12 protein-coding genes, 1 tRNA gene and 1 pseudogene are annotated in these 15,024 nt (G+C 64.1%); 6 read left to right on the top strand and 8 right to left on the bottom strand.

The features are described 5' to 3' along the window. Positions 1–4: 4 nt before the first annotated feature. Entirely contained in the window at positions 5–1,849 is a 1,845-nt protein-coding gene (locus WS68_RS24770) for a TadG family pilus assembly protein (RefSeq protein ID WP_059573360.1), read from the top strand. Between the two features lie 18 nt (positions 1,850–1,867). Beyond that, positions 1,868–3,256, top strand: a complete 1,389-nt coding sequence (locus WS68_RS24765; protein WP_059573359.1) for a sigma 54-interacting transcriptional regulator — start codon at positions 1,868–1,870, stop codon at positions 3,254–3,256. A 208-nt stretch (positions 3,257–3,464) separates the two neighbouring features. On the opposite strand, the gene hfq is transcribed toward WS68_RS24765, so the two are convergent. After that, entirely contained in the window at positions 3,465–4,001 is a 537-nt protein-coding gene (hfq, locus tag WS68_RS24760) for an RNA chaperone Hfq (RefSeq protein ID WP_059573358.1), read from the bottom strand. Positions 4,002–4,316: 315 nt separating this feature from the next. Here hfq and WS68_RS24755 point away from each other — a divergent pair, with 315 nt between their 5' ends. Continuing rightward, entirely contained in the window at positions 4,317–4,571 is a 255-nt protein-coding gene (locus tag WS68_RS24755; RefSeq protein ID WP_059573357.1) for a hypothetical protein, read from the top strand. A 173-nt stretch (positions 4,572–4,744) separates the two neighbouring features. On the opposite strand, the gene WS68_RS24750 is transcribed toward WS68_RS24755, so the two are convergent. From WS68_RS24750 to WS68_RS24735, 4 genes are all read right to left on the bottom strand, one after another. After that, positions 4,745–5,764, bottom strand: coding sequence for a DUF1571 domain-containing protein (locus WS68_RS24750; RefSeq protein ID WP_197419678.1), 1,020 nt, complete (start codon positions 5,762–5,764; stop codon positions 4,745–4,747). A gap of 139 nt (positions 5,765–5,903) precedes the next feature. Then, positions 5,904–7,664 carry an AMP-binding protein gene (locus WS68_RS24745; RefSeq protein ID WP_059573356.1) on the bottom strand — a complete coding sequence of 587 codons (1,761 nt, stop codon included), beginning with the start codon at positions 7,662–7,664 and terminating at the stop codon, positions 5,904–5,906. Between the two features lie 117 nt (positions 7,665–7,781). Further along, the gene (locus WS68_RS24740; RefSeq protein WP_059573355.1) at positions 7,782–8,714 is read right to left on the bottom strand and encodes a TetR/AcrR family transcriptional regulator; all 933 of its coding nucleotides are present in this window, start codon (positions 8,712–8,714) and stop codon (positions 7,782–7,784) included. Positions 8,715–8,929: 215 nt separating this feature from the next. Beyond that, complete coding sequence (locus WS68_RS24735) at positions 8,930–10,150, bottom strand: MFS transporter (RefSeq protein ID WP_059573354.1); 1,221 nt, start codon at positions 10,148–10,150, stop codon at positions 8,930–8,932. Between the two features lie 269 nt (positions 10,151–10,419). Between WS68_RS24735 and WS68_RS24730 the strand changes: the two genes are divergently transcribed. From WS68_RS24730 to WS68_RS24720, 3 genes are all read left to right on the top strand, one after another. After that, positions 10,420–11,025 (top strand): GNAT family N-acetyltransferase, encoded by a 606-nt coding sequence (locus WS68_RS24730; protein WP_082710293.1) that lies wholly within the window; start codon positions 10,420–10,422, stop codon positions 11,023–11,025. 202 nt (positions 11,026–11,227) lie between these two features. Continuing rightward, positions 11,228–11,854 carry a ParB-like protein gene (locus WS68_RS24725; RefSeq protein WP_059573430.1) on the top strand — a complete coding sequence of 209 codons (627 nt, stop codon included), beginning with the start codon at positions 11,228–11,230 and terminating at the stop codon, positions 11,852–11,854. Positions 11,855–11,886: 32 nt separating this feature from the next. Then, positions 11,887–13,596 (top strand): SulP family inorganic anion transporter, encoded by a 1,710-nt coding sequence (locus WS68_RS24720; RefSeq protein ID WP_059573353.1) that lies wholly within the window; start codon positions 11,887–11,889, stop codon positions 13,594–13,596. Between the two features lie 122 nt (positions 13,597–13,718). Here WS68_RS24720 and WS68_RS27070 read toward each other — a convergent pair. The 3 genes and pseudogenes from WS68_RS27070 to WS68_RS29200 form a co-directional block, all read right to left on the bottom strand. Next, positions 13,719–13,963 (bottom strand): annotated as a pseudogene (locus WS68_RS27070) (alkaline phosphatase family protein); the annotation flags it as partial. A gap of 540 nt (positions 13,964–14,503) precedes the next feature. Then, a tRNA-Leu gene (locus WS68_RS24715) sits at positions 14,504–14,590 on the bottom strand. A 150-nt stretch (positions 14,591–14,740) separates the two neighbouring features. Further along, positions 14,741–15,024: hypothetical protein (locus WS68_RS29200; RefSeq protein WP_231753118.1), on the bottom strand; the 284-nt coding region annotated here is incomplete at its 5' end.

Here is a 15,024-nt window from a genome sequence, read left to right as displayed (position 1 = left end):
ACGCATGCCGTTAGCCCATCGTCCGTTCGAGCGCTCGCCGCGCGTCCGTCTGTCCGCGCACGCAACGCTGGCGCGCCAGCGCGGCTCGTTTGCCGTCGCCGCAGTGGCATGGCTGCTGGTTGCGATCGCCACGCTCGGCGTGATCGACGTCGGCCATGTGTTTTTCGTGCGCCGCGACTTGCAGAAGGTCGCGGATATGGCGGCGATTGCAGCCGCGCAACGCATCGTCAACGGCGCGTGTACCGAGCCGGCCAAGGCGGCGGCCAGTAATGCGGCGGCCAACGGTTTCGATCCGGCAGCGTCTGGCAACACGCTGGTTGCGCCCGTGTGCGGCCGCTGGGATCCGCAGCGGCCGCACACGGGCGCGCGGGGCTATTTCGTCGAGCAGGCCGAACCATTGAACGCGGTGCAGGTGACGGTGGAGCGGGAGGTGCCGTTCTTCTTCGTCGGCCCTAAGCGCACGCTGTCCGCGACGTCGGTCGCGAAAGCCACCAACACCGATCAGTTCACGGTCGGCACGACGCTCGCGAGCCTGCAGGGAGGTCTCGTCAATAGCTTGCTCGGCGCGTTGCTGCATACGAATCTGAGTCTGACGGTGGGATCGTATCAGGCGCTCGCGGCCACGCAGATCAAGATCGGCGATCTGATGGTGGCAGCGAACGTCACGACCGTCGATGCGCTGCTGAAGACGCAGATCACGGCCGCTCAGTTCGTGCAACTGATGATCGACGCGCTGACGAGGACGCAGGTCGTCAATGTGAGCCGGCAGCTCAGTCTCGACGCGATGCAGTCGATGCTTTCGGCGGGCATCGGCGGCGGCAATCTGATCAACCTCGGCAGCCGGCCGGGCGCGCCCGGTGTGATTTCGCTCGGCCTCTCCGACAAGCAGGCGGCGCTCGACGCGAAGGTCAACCTGTTCGACATGCTGATGGTTGCGGCCGAGGTTGGGCAGGCGGGGCAGCCGGCGATCAACGTGCCGGTTGGTTTGAATCTGGGCATACTTCACGCAACGCTGAATCTGCAGATCAACACACCGCCGTCGATCGCGCTCGGCGAGGCGGGAATCGATCCGGCGACGGGCGATTGGCTTACGCAGACGAGTAATGCGACGGTTCGGCTTTATTTGGATATTGCTCTCGATACTGAGCACAATCAAATACCAGCGGGATTGTTGGCCCCGGTCTTGAGCTTGCTGCAGCTTCTTATAGGTAATTTGCTGCAGATATCAGTGCATTTGCCGATAGCCTTGGAGGTTTCGACGGGCAAGGCGTGGTTGGAGCAGACGAATTGCGAATCCACTGCTTCGGCAAGCACGGCAATTGTTGGCGTGCAGCCTGGACTCGCGAACCTCTGCATTGGGCAGTTGTCCTCCAGCGATCCTTATGCATCGCTGAACTCCATCTGTAGCCAACCCACGACGATTTTGTCGCTGGGCGTGTTGCATGGTCGCAAGCTCATCGAGCTCACGACGAAGGGTACTCAACTGCCCATCGAAACGCCGCAATCCGATGCGGTAAAGCTCACGTTTAATGGCATCACGGGCGACACAGACGATTACCAGTCCGCCAATTCAAACGCCGCTGGTTCGCAGCTCGCGAACGCATTGTCGCAGCTTGCCTCGTCATGGTCGCAACCGAAAGGTCTTGGCATATCGATCCTCGATGCCTCGCTTCCTCTCGAATTCATACTCAATCCGCTCTTAAATCTACTGACCGGCGTCCTCTCGCCAATCCTCGGCGCGCTCGACCAGGTGGTCGTCCCGCTGCTGAATCTGCTCGGCGTGCAGGTCGGCGTTGCGACGGTCCATAACGAGGCACTGACCTGCGGCGCCGCGCAAACGGTTTATTGAATTGATTCACACATAACGATGAGAAACGCGAACGCAATCGAAGGACTCGACCTCTACGTGTGGGAGGGCAAGGCCGACATCGTCGAACGGGTCGCGCGCTGCATGTCGAGCTTCGACGTCGAGGTGATCCGCGCGGACAATGCGACGCTTTCGCCTGAGCGCACGGCGCTGCGTCCGTCGCTCGCGATCATCAGCGTCACGATGATCGAAAACGGCTCGGCGTTCCTGCGCTCATGGCAGGCGGACATGGGCATGCCGGTGATTTGGGTGGGCTCGGCGCGCGATCACGATGCGTCGCTGTATCCGCCCGAGTATTCGCATATCCTGCCGCTCGATTTCACGGGCGCGGAGTTGCGCGGGATGATTTCGAAGCTCGCGGTGCAGCTTCGCGCACATGCGGCACAGACCCTTGCGCCGACGACGCTCATCGCGCATTCGGAATGCATGCAGGCGCTGCTGCAGGAAGTCGACACGTTCGCCGATTGCGACACGAACGTGCTGCTGCACGGCGAGACGGGCGTCGGCAAGGAGCGGATCGCGCAGCTTCTGCACGAAAAGCATTCGCGCTATTCGCACGGCGAGTTCGTTCCCGTCAACTGTGGCGCGATTCCCGATGGCTTGTTCGAGTCGCTGTTCTTCGGGCATGCGAAAGGGTCGTTTACGGGCGCGGTCGGCACGCACAAGGGCTATTTCGAGCAGGCGGCGGGCGGCACGCTGTTTCTCGACGAAGTCGCGGACCTGCCGCTTTATCAGCAGGTTAAGCTGCTGCGCGTGCTCGAGGACGGCGCGGTGCTGAGAATCGGCGCGACGGCGCCTGTCAAGGTCGATTTCCGGCTCGTCGCGGCGAGCAATAAAAAGCTGCCGCAGCTCGTGAAGGACGGCCTGTTTCGCGCGGATCTCTATTACCGGCTCGCGGTGATCGAGTTGAACATTCCGTCGCTCGAGGAGCGGGGCGCCGTCGACAAGATCGCGCTCTTCAAGACGTTCGTCGCGTCGGTGGTCGGCGACACGAGGCTTGCCGAACTTCCGGAGTTGCCTTACTGGCTTGTCGAGTCCGTCGCCGATTCATATTTTCCCGGCAATGTGCGGGAATTGCGCAACCTCGCGGAGCGCGTCGGCGTGACGGTCAGGCAGACGGGCGGTTGGGACACCGCGCGGCTGCAACGGCTCGTCGCGCATGCGCGACGGGCGCAGCCGGTGCCGGCCGAGAGCGCGGCGGACGTGTTCGTCGATCGCAGCAAGTGGGATATGGCCGAGCGCAGCCGCGTGATCGCCGCGCTCGATGCGAACGGGTGGCGCCGGCAGGATACCGCGCAGCGCCTCGGAATCAGCCGCAAGGTGCTGTGGGAGAAGATGCGCAAATATCAGATTTTTGACGAGGAACCCGAAGCCCGCGAAAGTGAATGACCGGGCGCTCGCGCCGGCGTGTGAGCGCGCGCCGGCAATCGCGAAATTGCTGGAATGGCGGCGCAAATGCGGTGCAGCTAGCCGTGAAGGCCGGTTGTCGACGTGAGGGCGGTCATGCGCCGCGCTTGGGGCGGGCACGCGAGACGCGACAAAAAAGCAAGCCGTTGCCGGCTTGCTTTTTTTCAGCGCGACGGGGCTCGATCAGCGCTTATTGCCCGTCGGTCGGGCCGAGCGAACGCCGGCGGCGCGTGACGATCACGGGGCCGCTCGTATTGCGCTCCGATGTGGACGGAGTCGTCACACCTTCTTGCGGCTCGCGCGGCATGCCGTAATCGCGTGGTTCGCGTGGTTCGCGGGGCTCGCGTGGTTCGCGGGAGTAGAAACTGTCGCCGCGCTGCTCGCGATGGCCGCCGTGCGAACCGTAAGGGCCATGGCCGCCGCCTTCGCGCCCGCCAGGCCGGCCGCCGCCGTGGCCGCCTCCGCCGCCATGGCCGCCGCCCGTGCGCGGGCCGCGCGGCCCGCCTGGGCGGGAGCCGCCCGTATCGAGCTGGATCGTCGAGATCGCGCGTTTATAGATGCCTTGCAGGCCGACGGGCGTGCGCAGCATCACCAAGTACTGATCGAACGATTCAATGCACCCCGTCAGGCGAATGCCGTTGACAAGATAAATTTCGACGCGCTTGCGTTCCTTGCGCGCGGCATTGATGAAATCGTTTTGCGGATGGGATTCTGCAGGATTGGCCATTCAAAAGCGGCAGATGCCGGCGTTAAATAAGAGTTATGCGTTTCGCTGCATGCGAGTTTTCACAGTGTATGGCGGGATTTTACCCTGTTCGAAGGCGATGCGCGCGCGAGCGTTTGTGTCCAACCGTTACCCACTATAGACGGTTCGGCCCGCTTGTGCGACGCAGCCGATCGGCTAACGCGCGTTTCGGCGGCCTCGGACACAATTTCGTTACGTTGCGTTACAGCGCTCGTACATCCGTTGCACCTGTTGACGTCCGGGCTCGCTAGAGTACTGGCATCGAGCCGGCCGACGCCGGCGAACCGAGGTGACAACATGAAAAAAAAGCTGACCATGACGCTGCTGGCGAGCGTCGCGCTGGGTGCGTCGGCGGGCGCGTCGGCGGGTGGCGTGGATCTGTCGATCGGGCTCGGCCTGCCGGCTGCGCCGGTCTACGTCGCGCCGCAGCCCGCTGTCGTCGCGTATCCGGCATACGGCGGCTACTGGCGCGGCGATGACGACGACGATCACGGGCGCTGGGAGCATTACCACAAGCACTGGCGCAAGCGGCATCATCACGACGACGATTGAGCCGCAGGCGGGGCCGGCCACGGCGTTCGCCGCCGGCCGACATGCCGTGTTGAGCCGCCGGTGCGCGGTATCGGCCGGCAAAAGCGTACCTCGGGCCCGCACCGTTTGCAGCGCGCCCCACACGCACGCTTTTATCATTGATCGATGGCAGGGTGGGCAACGCAATGCGCTGTTCAAAATTTATAGTCCGGATTTTTGGGATCAAATGCGGAATCGTCGAGTGATTTCGGGGTGATTTTCTCGAATATCACGCGCTCGAATATTTGCCCGTCGTTGTCATACGATTCGACGGTACGGAAATACGGCTGCCGCAGATCGAGGCCGAGCGTCGCCCGTTTTGCATAAAACTGCGGGCGGCCCGGTGTTTCGTAGGTGAAGGTGGTGACGCGCACGCCGCCGATCGTTTTTGTCTCGATGCGCGTGGGCTTTTGCACGCCCGCGTCACGATATTTTCGCGCTTCGCTCAGATAAAGATTCGCGATGAATTCGGTGCCGAGATCGCGCACCTGATGATTCGATTGCGCGCGGGCGAGCGAGCCGTCGAGCGCCGTCCACATCGGCAGCTTGCCGAGCAGCCCGCCGAGATGCCCATACATCTCGTCGGCGCGCTTGGTCGAATCATAGATCACTTCCTGGCCGCCGTGCGCGCCGTCCGGCAACCATTTCGCATAGACGCGCAACGGCTCGCGCGTCACCTTGACAAGCATGTGATCGGGCTTGTCCGACCATTTGCCGCTGATGCGTTCCTGCCGCAGCATCGTAAATTCGTATGACGGATAGCCGATCGGCCCCGCCGTGACGTAGTCCGGCACGGCTTGCGGATCGAGCGACTGGAACAGCGCGGTGAGCGTCGCGTCGTCGAGTTTCTCGAGCCTGCCTTGGCGTGCGGCGGTGCGCAACCCGCGCGCCTGCTGGCTGGCGGGCAGCGTTGCCAACTTCGCCAACTCGGGAGGCAGGGCCGCGGCCGCGCCGGCTTCGGCGGCGGCCGGTGCCGCGGCCGTTTCGCGTGTTTCGTGTGGCTGGGCTTGCGCGGGCCGAAGGCCGTCGCCCGGCGAGCCCAGCCACAGCGTGCCGAACGCCGCGACGCTCGCGCCGAGCCGCGCAATTTGCGCAGTTCGTGCAACCCGCGGCCACGGCGATCGCGGCCGATGCGTTGGCGCGCAGCCGATGCGGTAATCATTGAGTTTCTTCATGGATATCCGTTAGCTTTTTTGAGCCAAGCCGCTCCAAGCCCGAGGGCCGGCCTTCGGGCTTCGAACGGCACATTGCGGGGCGAGGACGCCGCAGCCAAAGCTCGAGTGGGCGCGCGCCGTTTCCGCTTGCCGGGCGGCCTCATCCGCGATCGGCTGGGCCGCTGGACGCGCGCTTGGCCAGTTCCTCGTCGCGCAGCACGCGGTGCAACGTTTTACCGACGTTGGATTGCGGCAGTTCGTTGCGGAATTCGACGAGCTTCGGCATCTTGTAGCCCGTCAGGTTTTTGCGGCAATACGCGAGCACGTCGTCGGCGCTCAGCGACGCGTCGCGCGGCACGACGAATACCTTGATGAGTTCGCCGCGCGACGGGTCGGGAATGCCGATCGCCGCCGCCTCGCGGATGCCGGGGTGCGCGGCGAGTACTTCCTCGATCTCGTTCGGATAGACGTTGAAGCCCGATACGAGAATCATGTCTTTCTTGCGATCGATCAGGCGGATGAAGCCCTGTTCGTCCATCACGCCGATGTCGCCTGTGGCGAGCCAGCCGTCGGCGTCGAGCACCTTCGCGGTTTCGTCCGGACGCTGCCAGTAGCCGCGCATGACCTGCGGCCCTTGCACGCATAGCTCGCCCGGTTCGCCGACGTTTGCCCACGTGCCGTCATCTTTCCGAAAGCGCACGAGCGTCGACGGCGCGGGCAGTCCGATCGTACCGCTGAACGCGCGTTTTTGTTTGGCGTCGTACAGGTTCATCGTGACGATCGGCGAGCACTCGGTGAGCCCGTAGCCTTCGACGATCGGGCAGCCGGTCACCGCTTCGAAGCGCTCGGCGACGGCGCGCTGCATGGCCATTCCGCCCGCCATCGCGAGCTTGAGTTTCGAGAAGTCGCGCCGGCGGAATTCCTCGTCGTCGAGAAACGCGTTGTACAGCGTGTTGATGCCGGTGATGCCGGTAAATGTCTCGTGACGCAGGATCTTCATCATCGTCTTCGTGTCGCGCGGGTTGGCGACCAGGATGTTGCGCCCGCCCAGGCCGAGGAAGATCAGCGCGTTGACCGTCAGCGAATAGATGTGATAAAGCGGCAGCGGCGTGAGCACCGTCTCGACGTCGCCCAGCAGTTGGCCCTCGACCCATGCCTTGGCTTGGAGCAGGTTCGCGATCAGGTTCGAGTGCGTGAGCATCGCGCCTTTCGCGACGCCCGTCGTGCCGCCTGTGTATTGCAGAAACGCGAGGTCGTCGCGTTTGATCGCCACTGGCGTGGCCGGACGGCGCGCGCCCGCCGCAAGCGCCGCGCGCAGGCGCACGGCATTCGGCAATTGATAGGCAGGCACCAGCTTTTTGACGTGCTTGAGCACGAAATTGATCAGCCGTCCTTTCGGATTGAGGCCGTCGGCGAGCAGATCGCCGAGCGCGGTTATCACGATGCGCTCGATTTGGGTTCCCGGCATCGCCTCCTGCAGCGTCTTCGCGAAATTCTCGAAGACGACGATGGTTCGCGCGCCGCTGTCCTTGAGCTGATGCGCAAGCTCGCGCGCCGTGTAAAGCGGGTTGACGTTGACGACGATCGCGCCCGCCTTCAACGCGCCGAACAGCGTGACGGGATACTGAAACGAGTTCGGCAGCATGATCGCGACGCGCTCGCCCGGCTTCACGCCGATGCTCTGCAGATACGACGCGAATGCGTCGGCCTTGCGCGCGAGCGCGGCATAGCTCAGCCGCGCGCCGGCGCTGATGTATGCGATGCGCTGCGCGTAGCGCGTCGTGCATTCGTCGAAGTACTGAACAAGGGAATCGTATTGCGTGATGTCGATTTCATGCGGCACGCCGGCGAGGTACGACGCATACCAGCGGCCGTCCGTATTGGGCGCATGGGTCGACGTGGACGCAACAGAGGCGGTCATCGCTTGTCTCCTGGGGTTTTCTAATCATCGTCGCGGAACCGGCGGCGATGCACGGGCGGGGGGCGGCCGTGTCCGGCGCCGCCGCCCGCGCCCTGCGTGCCGCGATTGGCCGCGGCGTCAGCTTGCCTGAATCTCGTGCGCGTCGGCGTCGTGGACAACCGGGTCGGCGAACGGCGTGGACGCGGTGGACGAAGCCGGTTCGTCAGCGCATGCATGTGCGGGCGCCGATGCCGGTGCCATTGCCGGCGATGCCGGCGGCGTTTCGGGCAACGGCGCGGCGATCATCGGCTCGCTGCTTGCAGCCGGCGGCTCGGTGGCCGCTTGCGCGGCGCTGAGCCGGCTGTCGGACGAGAGACTCGAGAGCACCAATTCGAAAACCGCGAACTCTTCTTTGCCCGGCATCGGCGCTTTCAGCACCGCGACAATCAACGACGCCAGCCGCGCGATCATTTGCACGTCGTTCAGCGTGCGGCCTTGCGTGAATTCGTCGATCAGGCTTTCGGTTTCCGTTCCCGCGAGCGCGCCGGCGAGTGCGCCGATCGCGTAGTGCAGCCGCCAGCCAAGCTCGGCGCGTGGCAGATTCGGCAGCGTGCGCTGGAACGCATCGAAGAAGCGGCCGGCGACGGGCGCGTAGTGAGCGGTCAGAAAATTGCGAACGAACGCCGACGAATCGGTGTACGCGCGGCCGATGAGCCTCAACAGCGCGCGGCCGCCGCGTTGCGGATCGCGCGATGCATGCAGCGCCGGAATGAACATCGCGCCCAGTATGTGCTCGCAGGTGACATTCGCGCCGAGTTGCTCATCGAAGCGATCGAGAATGAGCAGCCGCTCGTCGTTGAGTTGATCCAGCCGCCGCGACAGCATCGCGTGGATCAGTGCTTCCTTGCTGCCGAAGTGATAGTTGACCGCAGCTAGATTCACCGCCGCACGCGACGTGATTTGCCGCATCGACATCGCTTCGTAGCCATGCTTGATGAAAAGATCTTCGGCTGCATCGAGGATGCGCGCCTTCGTCCCGCCGGATTGCCGGCTGGTTTGTCGAACTGCCATGTTCCGCCTCCCTTGCCGGTTTCCCGGTACGCGAACAAGCGATTCAAATCTGTAATTGAAACGGCCGTTTGCCGATAAGATAAGAAGCAGGGCGGGGAGGCGGCAAGCACTCTTTGTCGATAAAGTCCTCTAGCGTCCGGTGTGCTGCCGCACGGATCATTCGCGGCGCGCCGCGCGGATGGCGTTTGCGCGATGATGCGCCGCCGCACGAACGGCTATCTGGCCGCCGGCGCCGCGGTGGCGGCCTGCGTCATGTCGATGCCGCGCCGTTCCCGGCTGAACAGGATCAGCACGGCGATCACCACGGCAACCGTACCGGCCACGGTAGCGAGCGCGAGGCCGTAGTTGTTGCCGTGATCGACGGCGAACTGCGCCTGCATTGTCGCGTTGCCGGATGCGAGCAGATTGCCGAACTGATAGACGAAGCCGGGGAACGTCGCGCGAATTTCGTCTGGGGAAATCTCGTTCAGATGGACCGGGATCACGCCCCACGCGCCCTGCACCGAGATTTGCATCAGGAACGCGCCGGCTGCGAGCAGCAGCGGGCCACTGGAAAACGCCCATAACGGCAACACCGGCAGCGCGATCAACGCGGCGATGCAGATCGTGCGGCGGCGGCCGATTTTTTCGGATAACGATCCAAATGTCAGCCCGCCGACGATCGCACCCACATTCAGCACGATCAGAATCCACGAAACAGTGTGCGGATCGAAATGATGCTGCTCGCGCAGGAACGTCGGATACAGATCCTGAGTGCCGTGCGAGAAGAAGTTGAACGCGGTCATCAGCACGATCGCGTAGATCGACAGCTTCCAGTTCTGCTTGAGCGTGGCGACGAGCCCTGGGCGGGGGCGCTTTTCCATCTGCCGCCAAGCTGGCGATTCGGGCACTTTCGCGCGAACGTAGAGCACCAGGAACGCGGGCAGCACGCCGACCATGAACATCCCGCGCCAGCCGATGTACTGGTAGAAAAGGCCGAAGACGACCGACGCGAGCAGATAGCCGCTTGGATAGCCGGCTTGCAGCAGGCCCGAGACGAAGCCGCGCGCGTGCGTCGGGACTGTTTCCATCGTCAGCGCCGAGCCGACGCCCCATTCGCCGCCCATCGCGACGCCGAACAGCGCGCGCATCACGAGCAGCGCGGCCAGGCTCGGCGCGAAGCCGGAGGCCAACTCGAGCAGCGAGTAGCACGCGATGTTGATCATCAGCGTCGGGCGGCGGCCGAAGCGGTCCGCGAGCCGGCCGAAGATCAGCGCGCCGACCGGGCGCGCGGCCAGCGTCAGCGTGACGGCGAATGCGACGGCGGGAATTTTCGTGTTGAATTCGGCGGCGATATCCTTCAACACGAAGACCATCAGAAAGAAGTCGAATGCGTCGAGGGTCCAGCCGAGATAGGCGGCGATCGTGACGTTGCGTTGCTCCCGGGTCCAGCTCATGGCGACAGTCTCCTCGCGAGATGGAAGCGCCTTGGCTCGTTTGCACCGCCCGGCTGGCGCCGCGCGCGAACGGTCAACCGGAGTGTACGCCGCTCATCGCGCGCTTGACTGCTGGCATGACGCCGATCCGGATTAATCCCTAGGCAGCAAGCCGTGGCGAACGCAATCGACGCAGCCTTGGAGGCCCGTGACGGCGCAAGGCGGCGGTGCTAACGTGTTTGCGTCGCAATGCTTCCAAGTGCTTACATTGACAAACAGCCCTGCTATCCATGGAACCTCGTTTGCTGCTGCCGACGCTTGAAACCGGACGCCTGTGGCTGCGCCCGCGTGCGCTGGCCGATCTCGATGCATGTATCGCGATGGATCGCGATCCGGACGTCACCCGCTATATCGCCGGGCCTTGGAGCGATCCTGTCGAGCATCGCCGCTTCGTCGAACATCGGATCATGCGTGCGTATCCGCCGGGGCTCGGCTATTGGTCGATCTTCGAGAAAGCGCGGCCCGCGCAGTTCGTCGGCTGGGTGCTGCTGATTCCGGATGATGCGGCGCTCGGGCGCGACGTCGAGATCGGCTGGCGGCTCGTGCGCGCCGCTTGGGGGCGCGGGATCGCCAGCGAGGCCGCGCGGCGCGTCGTCGCGCATGCATTCGGGACGGTGCGGCTGCCGAGGATCGTCGCGGACATCGCCGCCGAAAACCACGCGTCGCTGAGTGTGGCGCGCAAGCTCGGAATGCGGCGCGTGAGCATCGTGCGCGAGCCGGCATATGCAGGCCGCGCGGCGCCTGGGCTTGGTGCGACGAGCGCTGGCGCGCCGCGCGAAGTGTCGTATGTTCGCCATCGGCTCGAGCGCGCCGATCTCGCCATGGATGGCCGCTAACGTGGCTTTTGCCGCTCGGCCCGAAGGCCCGCGCATCGCGTTCGATCACGCCGCCGCGGTACACCGGCCGGCCGCACGCATGGGCGAATTCGGCGCGCGCTCGGTGATCGATGCGCAGATTCGCAGATCCCGTGCAATGCCGTATTAACGCACGCGCCGATCCCATGTATCGTTGCCGAAATCGTTTTCGGGAGCGAACGTCATGACGATCGGCAAGGACACCCCTTTGATTCCGGTGAAGCTCGACGCGCTGCGGCCCACGCAGCTTACGGTCGGCTATCGCGAGGTCAAGGCCAAGCGCAAGCATTGGAAGTCACTCGGCAAGAAGGTGCGCAAGGCCGCGATCGATTCGCACTGGTTTCCGGCCGTGCTCGGGCCGGGCGGTGAATACTTCATCGTCGATCACCATCACCTCGGCCTCGCGCTCATCGAGGAAGGCGTGACCGAGGTCAAGGCGATGCTGTTAAAGGATTTGTCGTGGCTCGACGAGACGATCTTCTGGCGGATGATGGAGCACAACCAATGGGTACATCCGTTCGGCGCGAACGGTGCGCGTCATGACTATTCGAAGCTGCCCAAATCGCTCGTCGGCCTGAAGGACGATCCTTTCCGAAGCCTTGCGGGCGAGTTGCGCACGGCGGGCGGTTACGCGAAGGACGCGACGCCGTTCAGCGAATTCCTGTGGGCCGACTTTCTGCGCCTGAAGATTCCGGCTGCGCAGATCCGCAGGGATTTCGCAAAGGCGCTCGAAGCGGCGCTCGGCTACGCGCACACGCAGGAAGCGCGTTATTTGCCCGGCTGGTCCGGCGTGGTTGCGGCGGCGCGTTGACGCATGGCGTTTTCGATAGGCAAGACAACAGCATGGATAGCCATTCGAGCGGCCCCGACGCAGCACCGCAACAAGCCGCGCATTTCGCCGCGCTCGACACGCCGCCCGCGCCGCGCGGCGAGCGCGCTGCGCGTGACGTGCTCGCCGGGCTGTCGATCGCGGGCCTGCTGATTCCCGAAGCGGTCGCGTATGCAGGGCTCGCGAGCCTGCCGCCGCAGGCGGGGCTGATCGCGCTGCTCGTCGGGCTCGTCGTGTATGCGCTCGTCGGCAGCAGTCGCTTCGCGATCGTGTCGGCGACGTCGTCGTCGGCCGTCGTGCTTGCGGCAACCGTGGTTTCCGACGCGGGGCCGCACGCCACGCCGCTGCTGATGGCGGCCGCGCTCGTTGCGACTACGGGCGTGATCTTCATCGCCGCGGGTACGGCCCGCCTGGGCGGGATGTCGGATTTCATCGCACGGCCGGTGCTGCGCGGCTTTACGTTCGGCCTTGCGCTCACGATCGTCATCAAGCAATTGCCGAAGATTCTCGGGTTGCACGTCGCGCATAGCGATACGCCACGCGTCGCGATCGATTTGCTCTCTGGGCTGCCGCATTGCAACTCTTATAGCGCGGCGCTCGGCGCGGCGGCGCTCGCGATTCTGTTCGTGCTCGGGCGGCGCTCGCGCGTGCCGGCGACGCTGGTGGTGATCGTGCTCGGCATCGCGGCCGGCTACTGGATCGACTGGCACCGCTACGGGATCGCGGTGGTCGGGACGATCGATCTGCAGAACTTCGCATTCGGGCTGCCGCCGTTGAGCCGCACTGCGTGGATGCAGACGGCCGAGCTGGGTGTCGCGCTGATGTTGATTCTGTACGCGGAATCGTATGGCGCGATTCGCAACTTCGCGCTGAAGCATGGCGATGCGGTGTCGCCGAACCGCGATCTCGTCGCGCTCGGCTGCGCGAACCTCGTCTCGGGGCTACTGCACGGGATGCCTGTTGGTGCAGGCTATTCGGCGACGTCGGCGAACGAGGCAGCGGGGGCGCAATCGAAAATGGCGAGCCTGATCGCGGCGGCCGTGATCGCGCTGATCGTCTGGCTGCTGCTGCCGCAGCTCGCGCGAATTCCGGAGCCGGTGCTTGCCGCGATCGTGATCTTCGCGGTCAGTCATTCGCTGCATCCGGACGTGTTCCGGCCGTATTGGATCTGGCGCCGCGACCGGCTCGTCGTGATCGCCACGCTCGGCGCCGTGATCGTGCTCGGCGTGCTGCACGGGCTGCTTGCCGCGATCGGCGTGAGCTTGCTGCTGACGCTCAAGCAATTGTCCGAACCGAAAGTGAGCGTGCTCGGACGGCTGCGCGACAGCCACGATTTCGTCGACGCGTCGATTCATCCGGATGCGAAACTGGTGCCCGGCGTGCTGATCGTGCGGCCGGAGGCGCAACTCTTCTTCGCGAACGCCGAGCGTGTGCTGAACATGGTGCGGCAGCTCGCGCGCGGCGCGCAGCCGGGCATGCAGACCGTGATGCTGAGCCTGGAGGAGTCGCCTGATGTCGACGGCACGACGATCGAGGCGCTGAAGACTTTTGCCGCCGAATGCGAGGCGCGTGGCTGGCGGCTCGTGTGTGTGCGCCTGAAGCCGAACGTGCTGCGGGTATTGCGGCGCGCGGCGGATACGGTATTGCGCGCGGATGCGCTGTCGGAGCTAAGCGTCGACGAGAGCCTGCAACTGCTGGCGGCCAAGCGCGACGCGTCTGCTTGACCGGCGTGCGGCGTTCGTGCGGCCGCAGTGCGGCGGCTCACGCAGTGGATCGGCCGTGGCCGGATCGATCGTCAGGAAAGCGAAAGAACTGACGCTCGGCAGGCAGCGCAGCCGTGCGGCCACGGCGGGGCGGCGGGCAGCGCGTCGACCAGACGAGCAGGCGGGCTTGCTCGACAGTTTCGCGATTGCGCGACTGGATGGCCGAGATCATCGGGACTCGATTCGTTGCCCGTCAGGCCGTCGAAAGGCTGGCCGTGGGCGATTGGTTCCCGCGGTCGGTGTACAGGAAGCCGAGTATGTGATCGAACGATCGATTCTCCAGCATCAGATAGACGATGTGGTCGATTTTCTTGAGTTGATTAGCCACGGGAACTCCAGCCGGAATGCGCTTGCCATGTGCGAGGCGTTCGGGATGGGGGCTTTCCGGCAGTGCCGCCGGGCCTCGGATGCTGGGTGCCGTTATGCTGACTTTATATGCAGGCGCAGTGCAACCTCAAATAAACATTGGGCGCGCGGCTTGCGATTCGATGGCAAAACGCTATCGGTTCGGTTCGAGCTTTGATGAGGGCGAACTTCAGCAGCCGAGTACCTCAAGTCCTCGAAGATACAGGCGAGAGGCTCCGGACCTATCGGTGTTTCTGTCAACGTAGATCGCCGCTGTCTTGTGGACGACGGCGAGCCGCGGACCGGGCCTCGGCCTACGTTGAAGCGGTGGCCACATCGTCAGTGCGGGATTCATAATCCGCCAGTCGTCCATCGGTTTGGGGGCCGGTGGGCCGCACGTGCGGTACGCAAAAATCGTCGACGCCAGTGGAATAGAGTGGTCGTCCGCGCAAACAAAAAACCCCGTCAGACCAAGGTCTTACGGGGTTCTTCGAACTACTGCGGCTTATGCCGGAACATCTGATGGTGCCCAGGAGAGGACTCGAACCTCCACGGTGTTGCCACCGCTAGGACCTGAACCTAGTGCGTCTACCAATTCCGCCACCTGGGCACGTTTCGCTTGTTGCATCGCGAAAGACATTAATTATAGCGTGATTGGGTGCTCTGTCAACTGTTTTTCCGCGATTTATCTGGCGGTGAGAAAAGAGCGAGACAAGTGCGTGCCGGATTCGTTGCGCGCGATTCGGTTGGCTGATCTCGATTAAAGCATTGCCTCCGGGAAGGAACGAGCGAATTTCCTGGGCGCCTGTTCGAGTTCGCCGTCAGCAGAATTACTGTCGGCGTGTGCAAAGTGTCGTGCTACGTTGATGCGCGAGCGCAGGCAAGCGAACGTCACGGACCGCTGCACATTGCCGCCCTGTAATTGGCGGTTGTGAACCGCCCCGAGTTTTGTGGAGGCTCCAACTCTTGAGAGAATGGAGCCATGAACAAGAAGCCAAGCAAGTTTTCCCCGGAAGTCCGAGAGCGCGCGGTGCGCCTGGTGCG

This window comes from Burkholderia sp. TSV86 (assembly GCF_001522865.1).
Classification (GTDB): domain Bacteria; phylum Pseudomonadota; class Gammaproteobacteria; order Burkholderiales; family Burkholderiaceae; genus Burkholderia.
Note: the sequence above shows the minus strand (reverse complement) of the source record. Positions and strands in the feature narration are given on the sequence as shown.

Coding starts and splice junctions, on each gene's coding strand:
- WS68_RS24735 (WP_059573354.1), bottom strand. CDS start 10,150: ATGAGCTGGACCCGGGAGCAACGCAACGTCACGATCGCCGCCTATCTC.
- WS68_RS24755 (WP_059573357.1), top strand. CDS start 4,317: ATGAAAAAAAAGCTGACCATGACGCTGCTGGCGAGCGTCGCGCTGGGT.
- WS68_RS24750 (WP_197419678.1), bottom strand. CDS start 5,764: ATGAAGAAACTCAATGATTACCGCATCGGCTGCGCGCCAACGCATCGG.
- WS68_RS24730 (WP_082710293.1), top strand. CDS start 10,420: ATGGAACCTCGTTTGCTGCTGCCGACGCTTGAAACCGGACGCCTGTGG.
- WS68_RS24740 (WP_059573355.1), bottom strand. CDS start 8,714: ATGGCAGTTCGACAAACCAGCCGGCAATCCGGCGGGACGAAGGCGCGC.
- hfq (WP_059573358.1), bottom strand. CDS start 4,001: ATGGCCAATCCTGCAGAATCCCATCCGCAAAACGATTTCATCAATGCC.
- WS68_RS24725 (WP_059573430.1), top strand. CDS start 11,228: ATGACGATCGGCAAGGACACCCCTTTGATTCCGGTGAAGCTCGACGCG.
- WS68_RS24765 (WP_059573359.1), top strand. CDS start 1,868: ATGAGAAACGCGAACGCAATCGAAGGACTCGACCTCTACGTGTGGGAG.
- WS68_RS24770 (WP_059573360.1), top strand. CDS start 5: ATGCCGTTAGCCCATCGTCCGTTCGAGCGCTCGCCGCGCGTCCGTCTG.
- WS68_RS24720 (WP_059573353.1), top strand. CDS start 11,887: ATGGATAGCCATTCGAGCGGCCCCGACGCAGCACCGCAACAAGCCGCG.
- WS68_RS24745 (WP_059573356.1), bottom strand. CDS start 7,664: ATGACCGCCTCTGTTGCGTCCACGTCGACCCATGCGCCCAATACGGAC.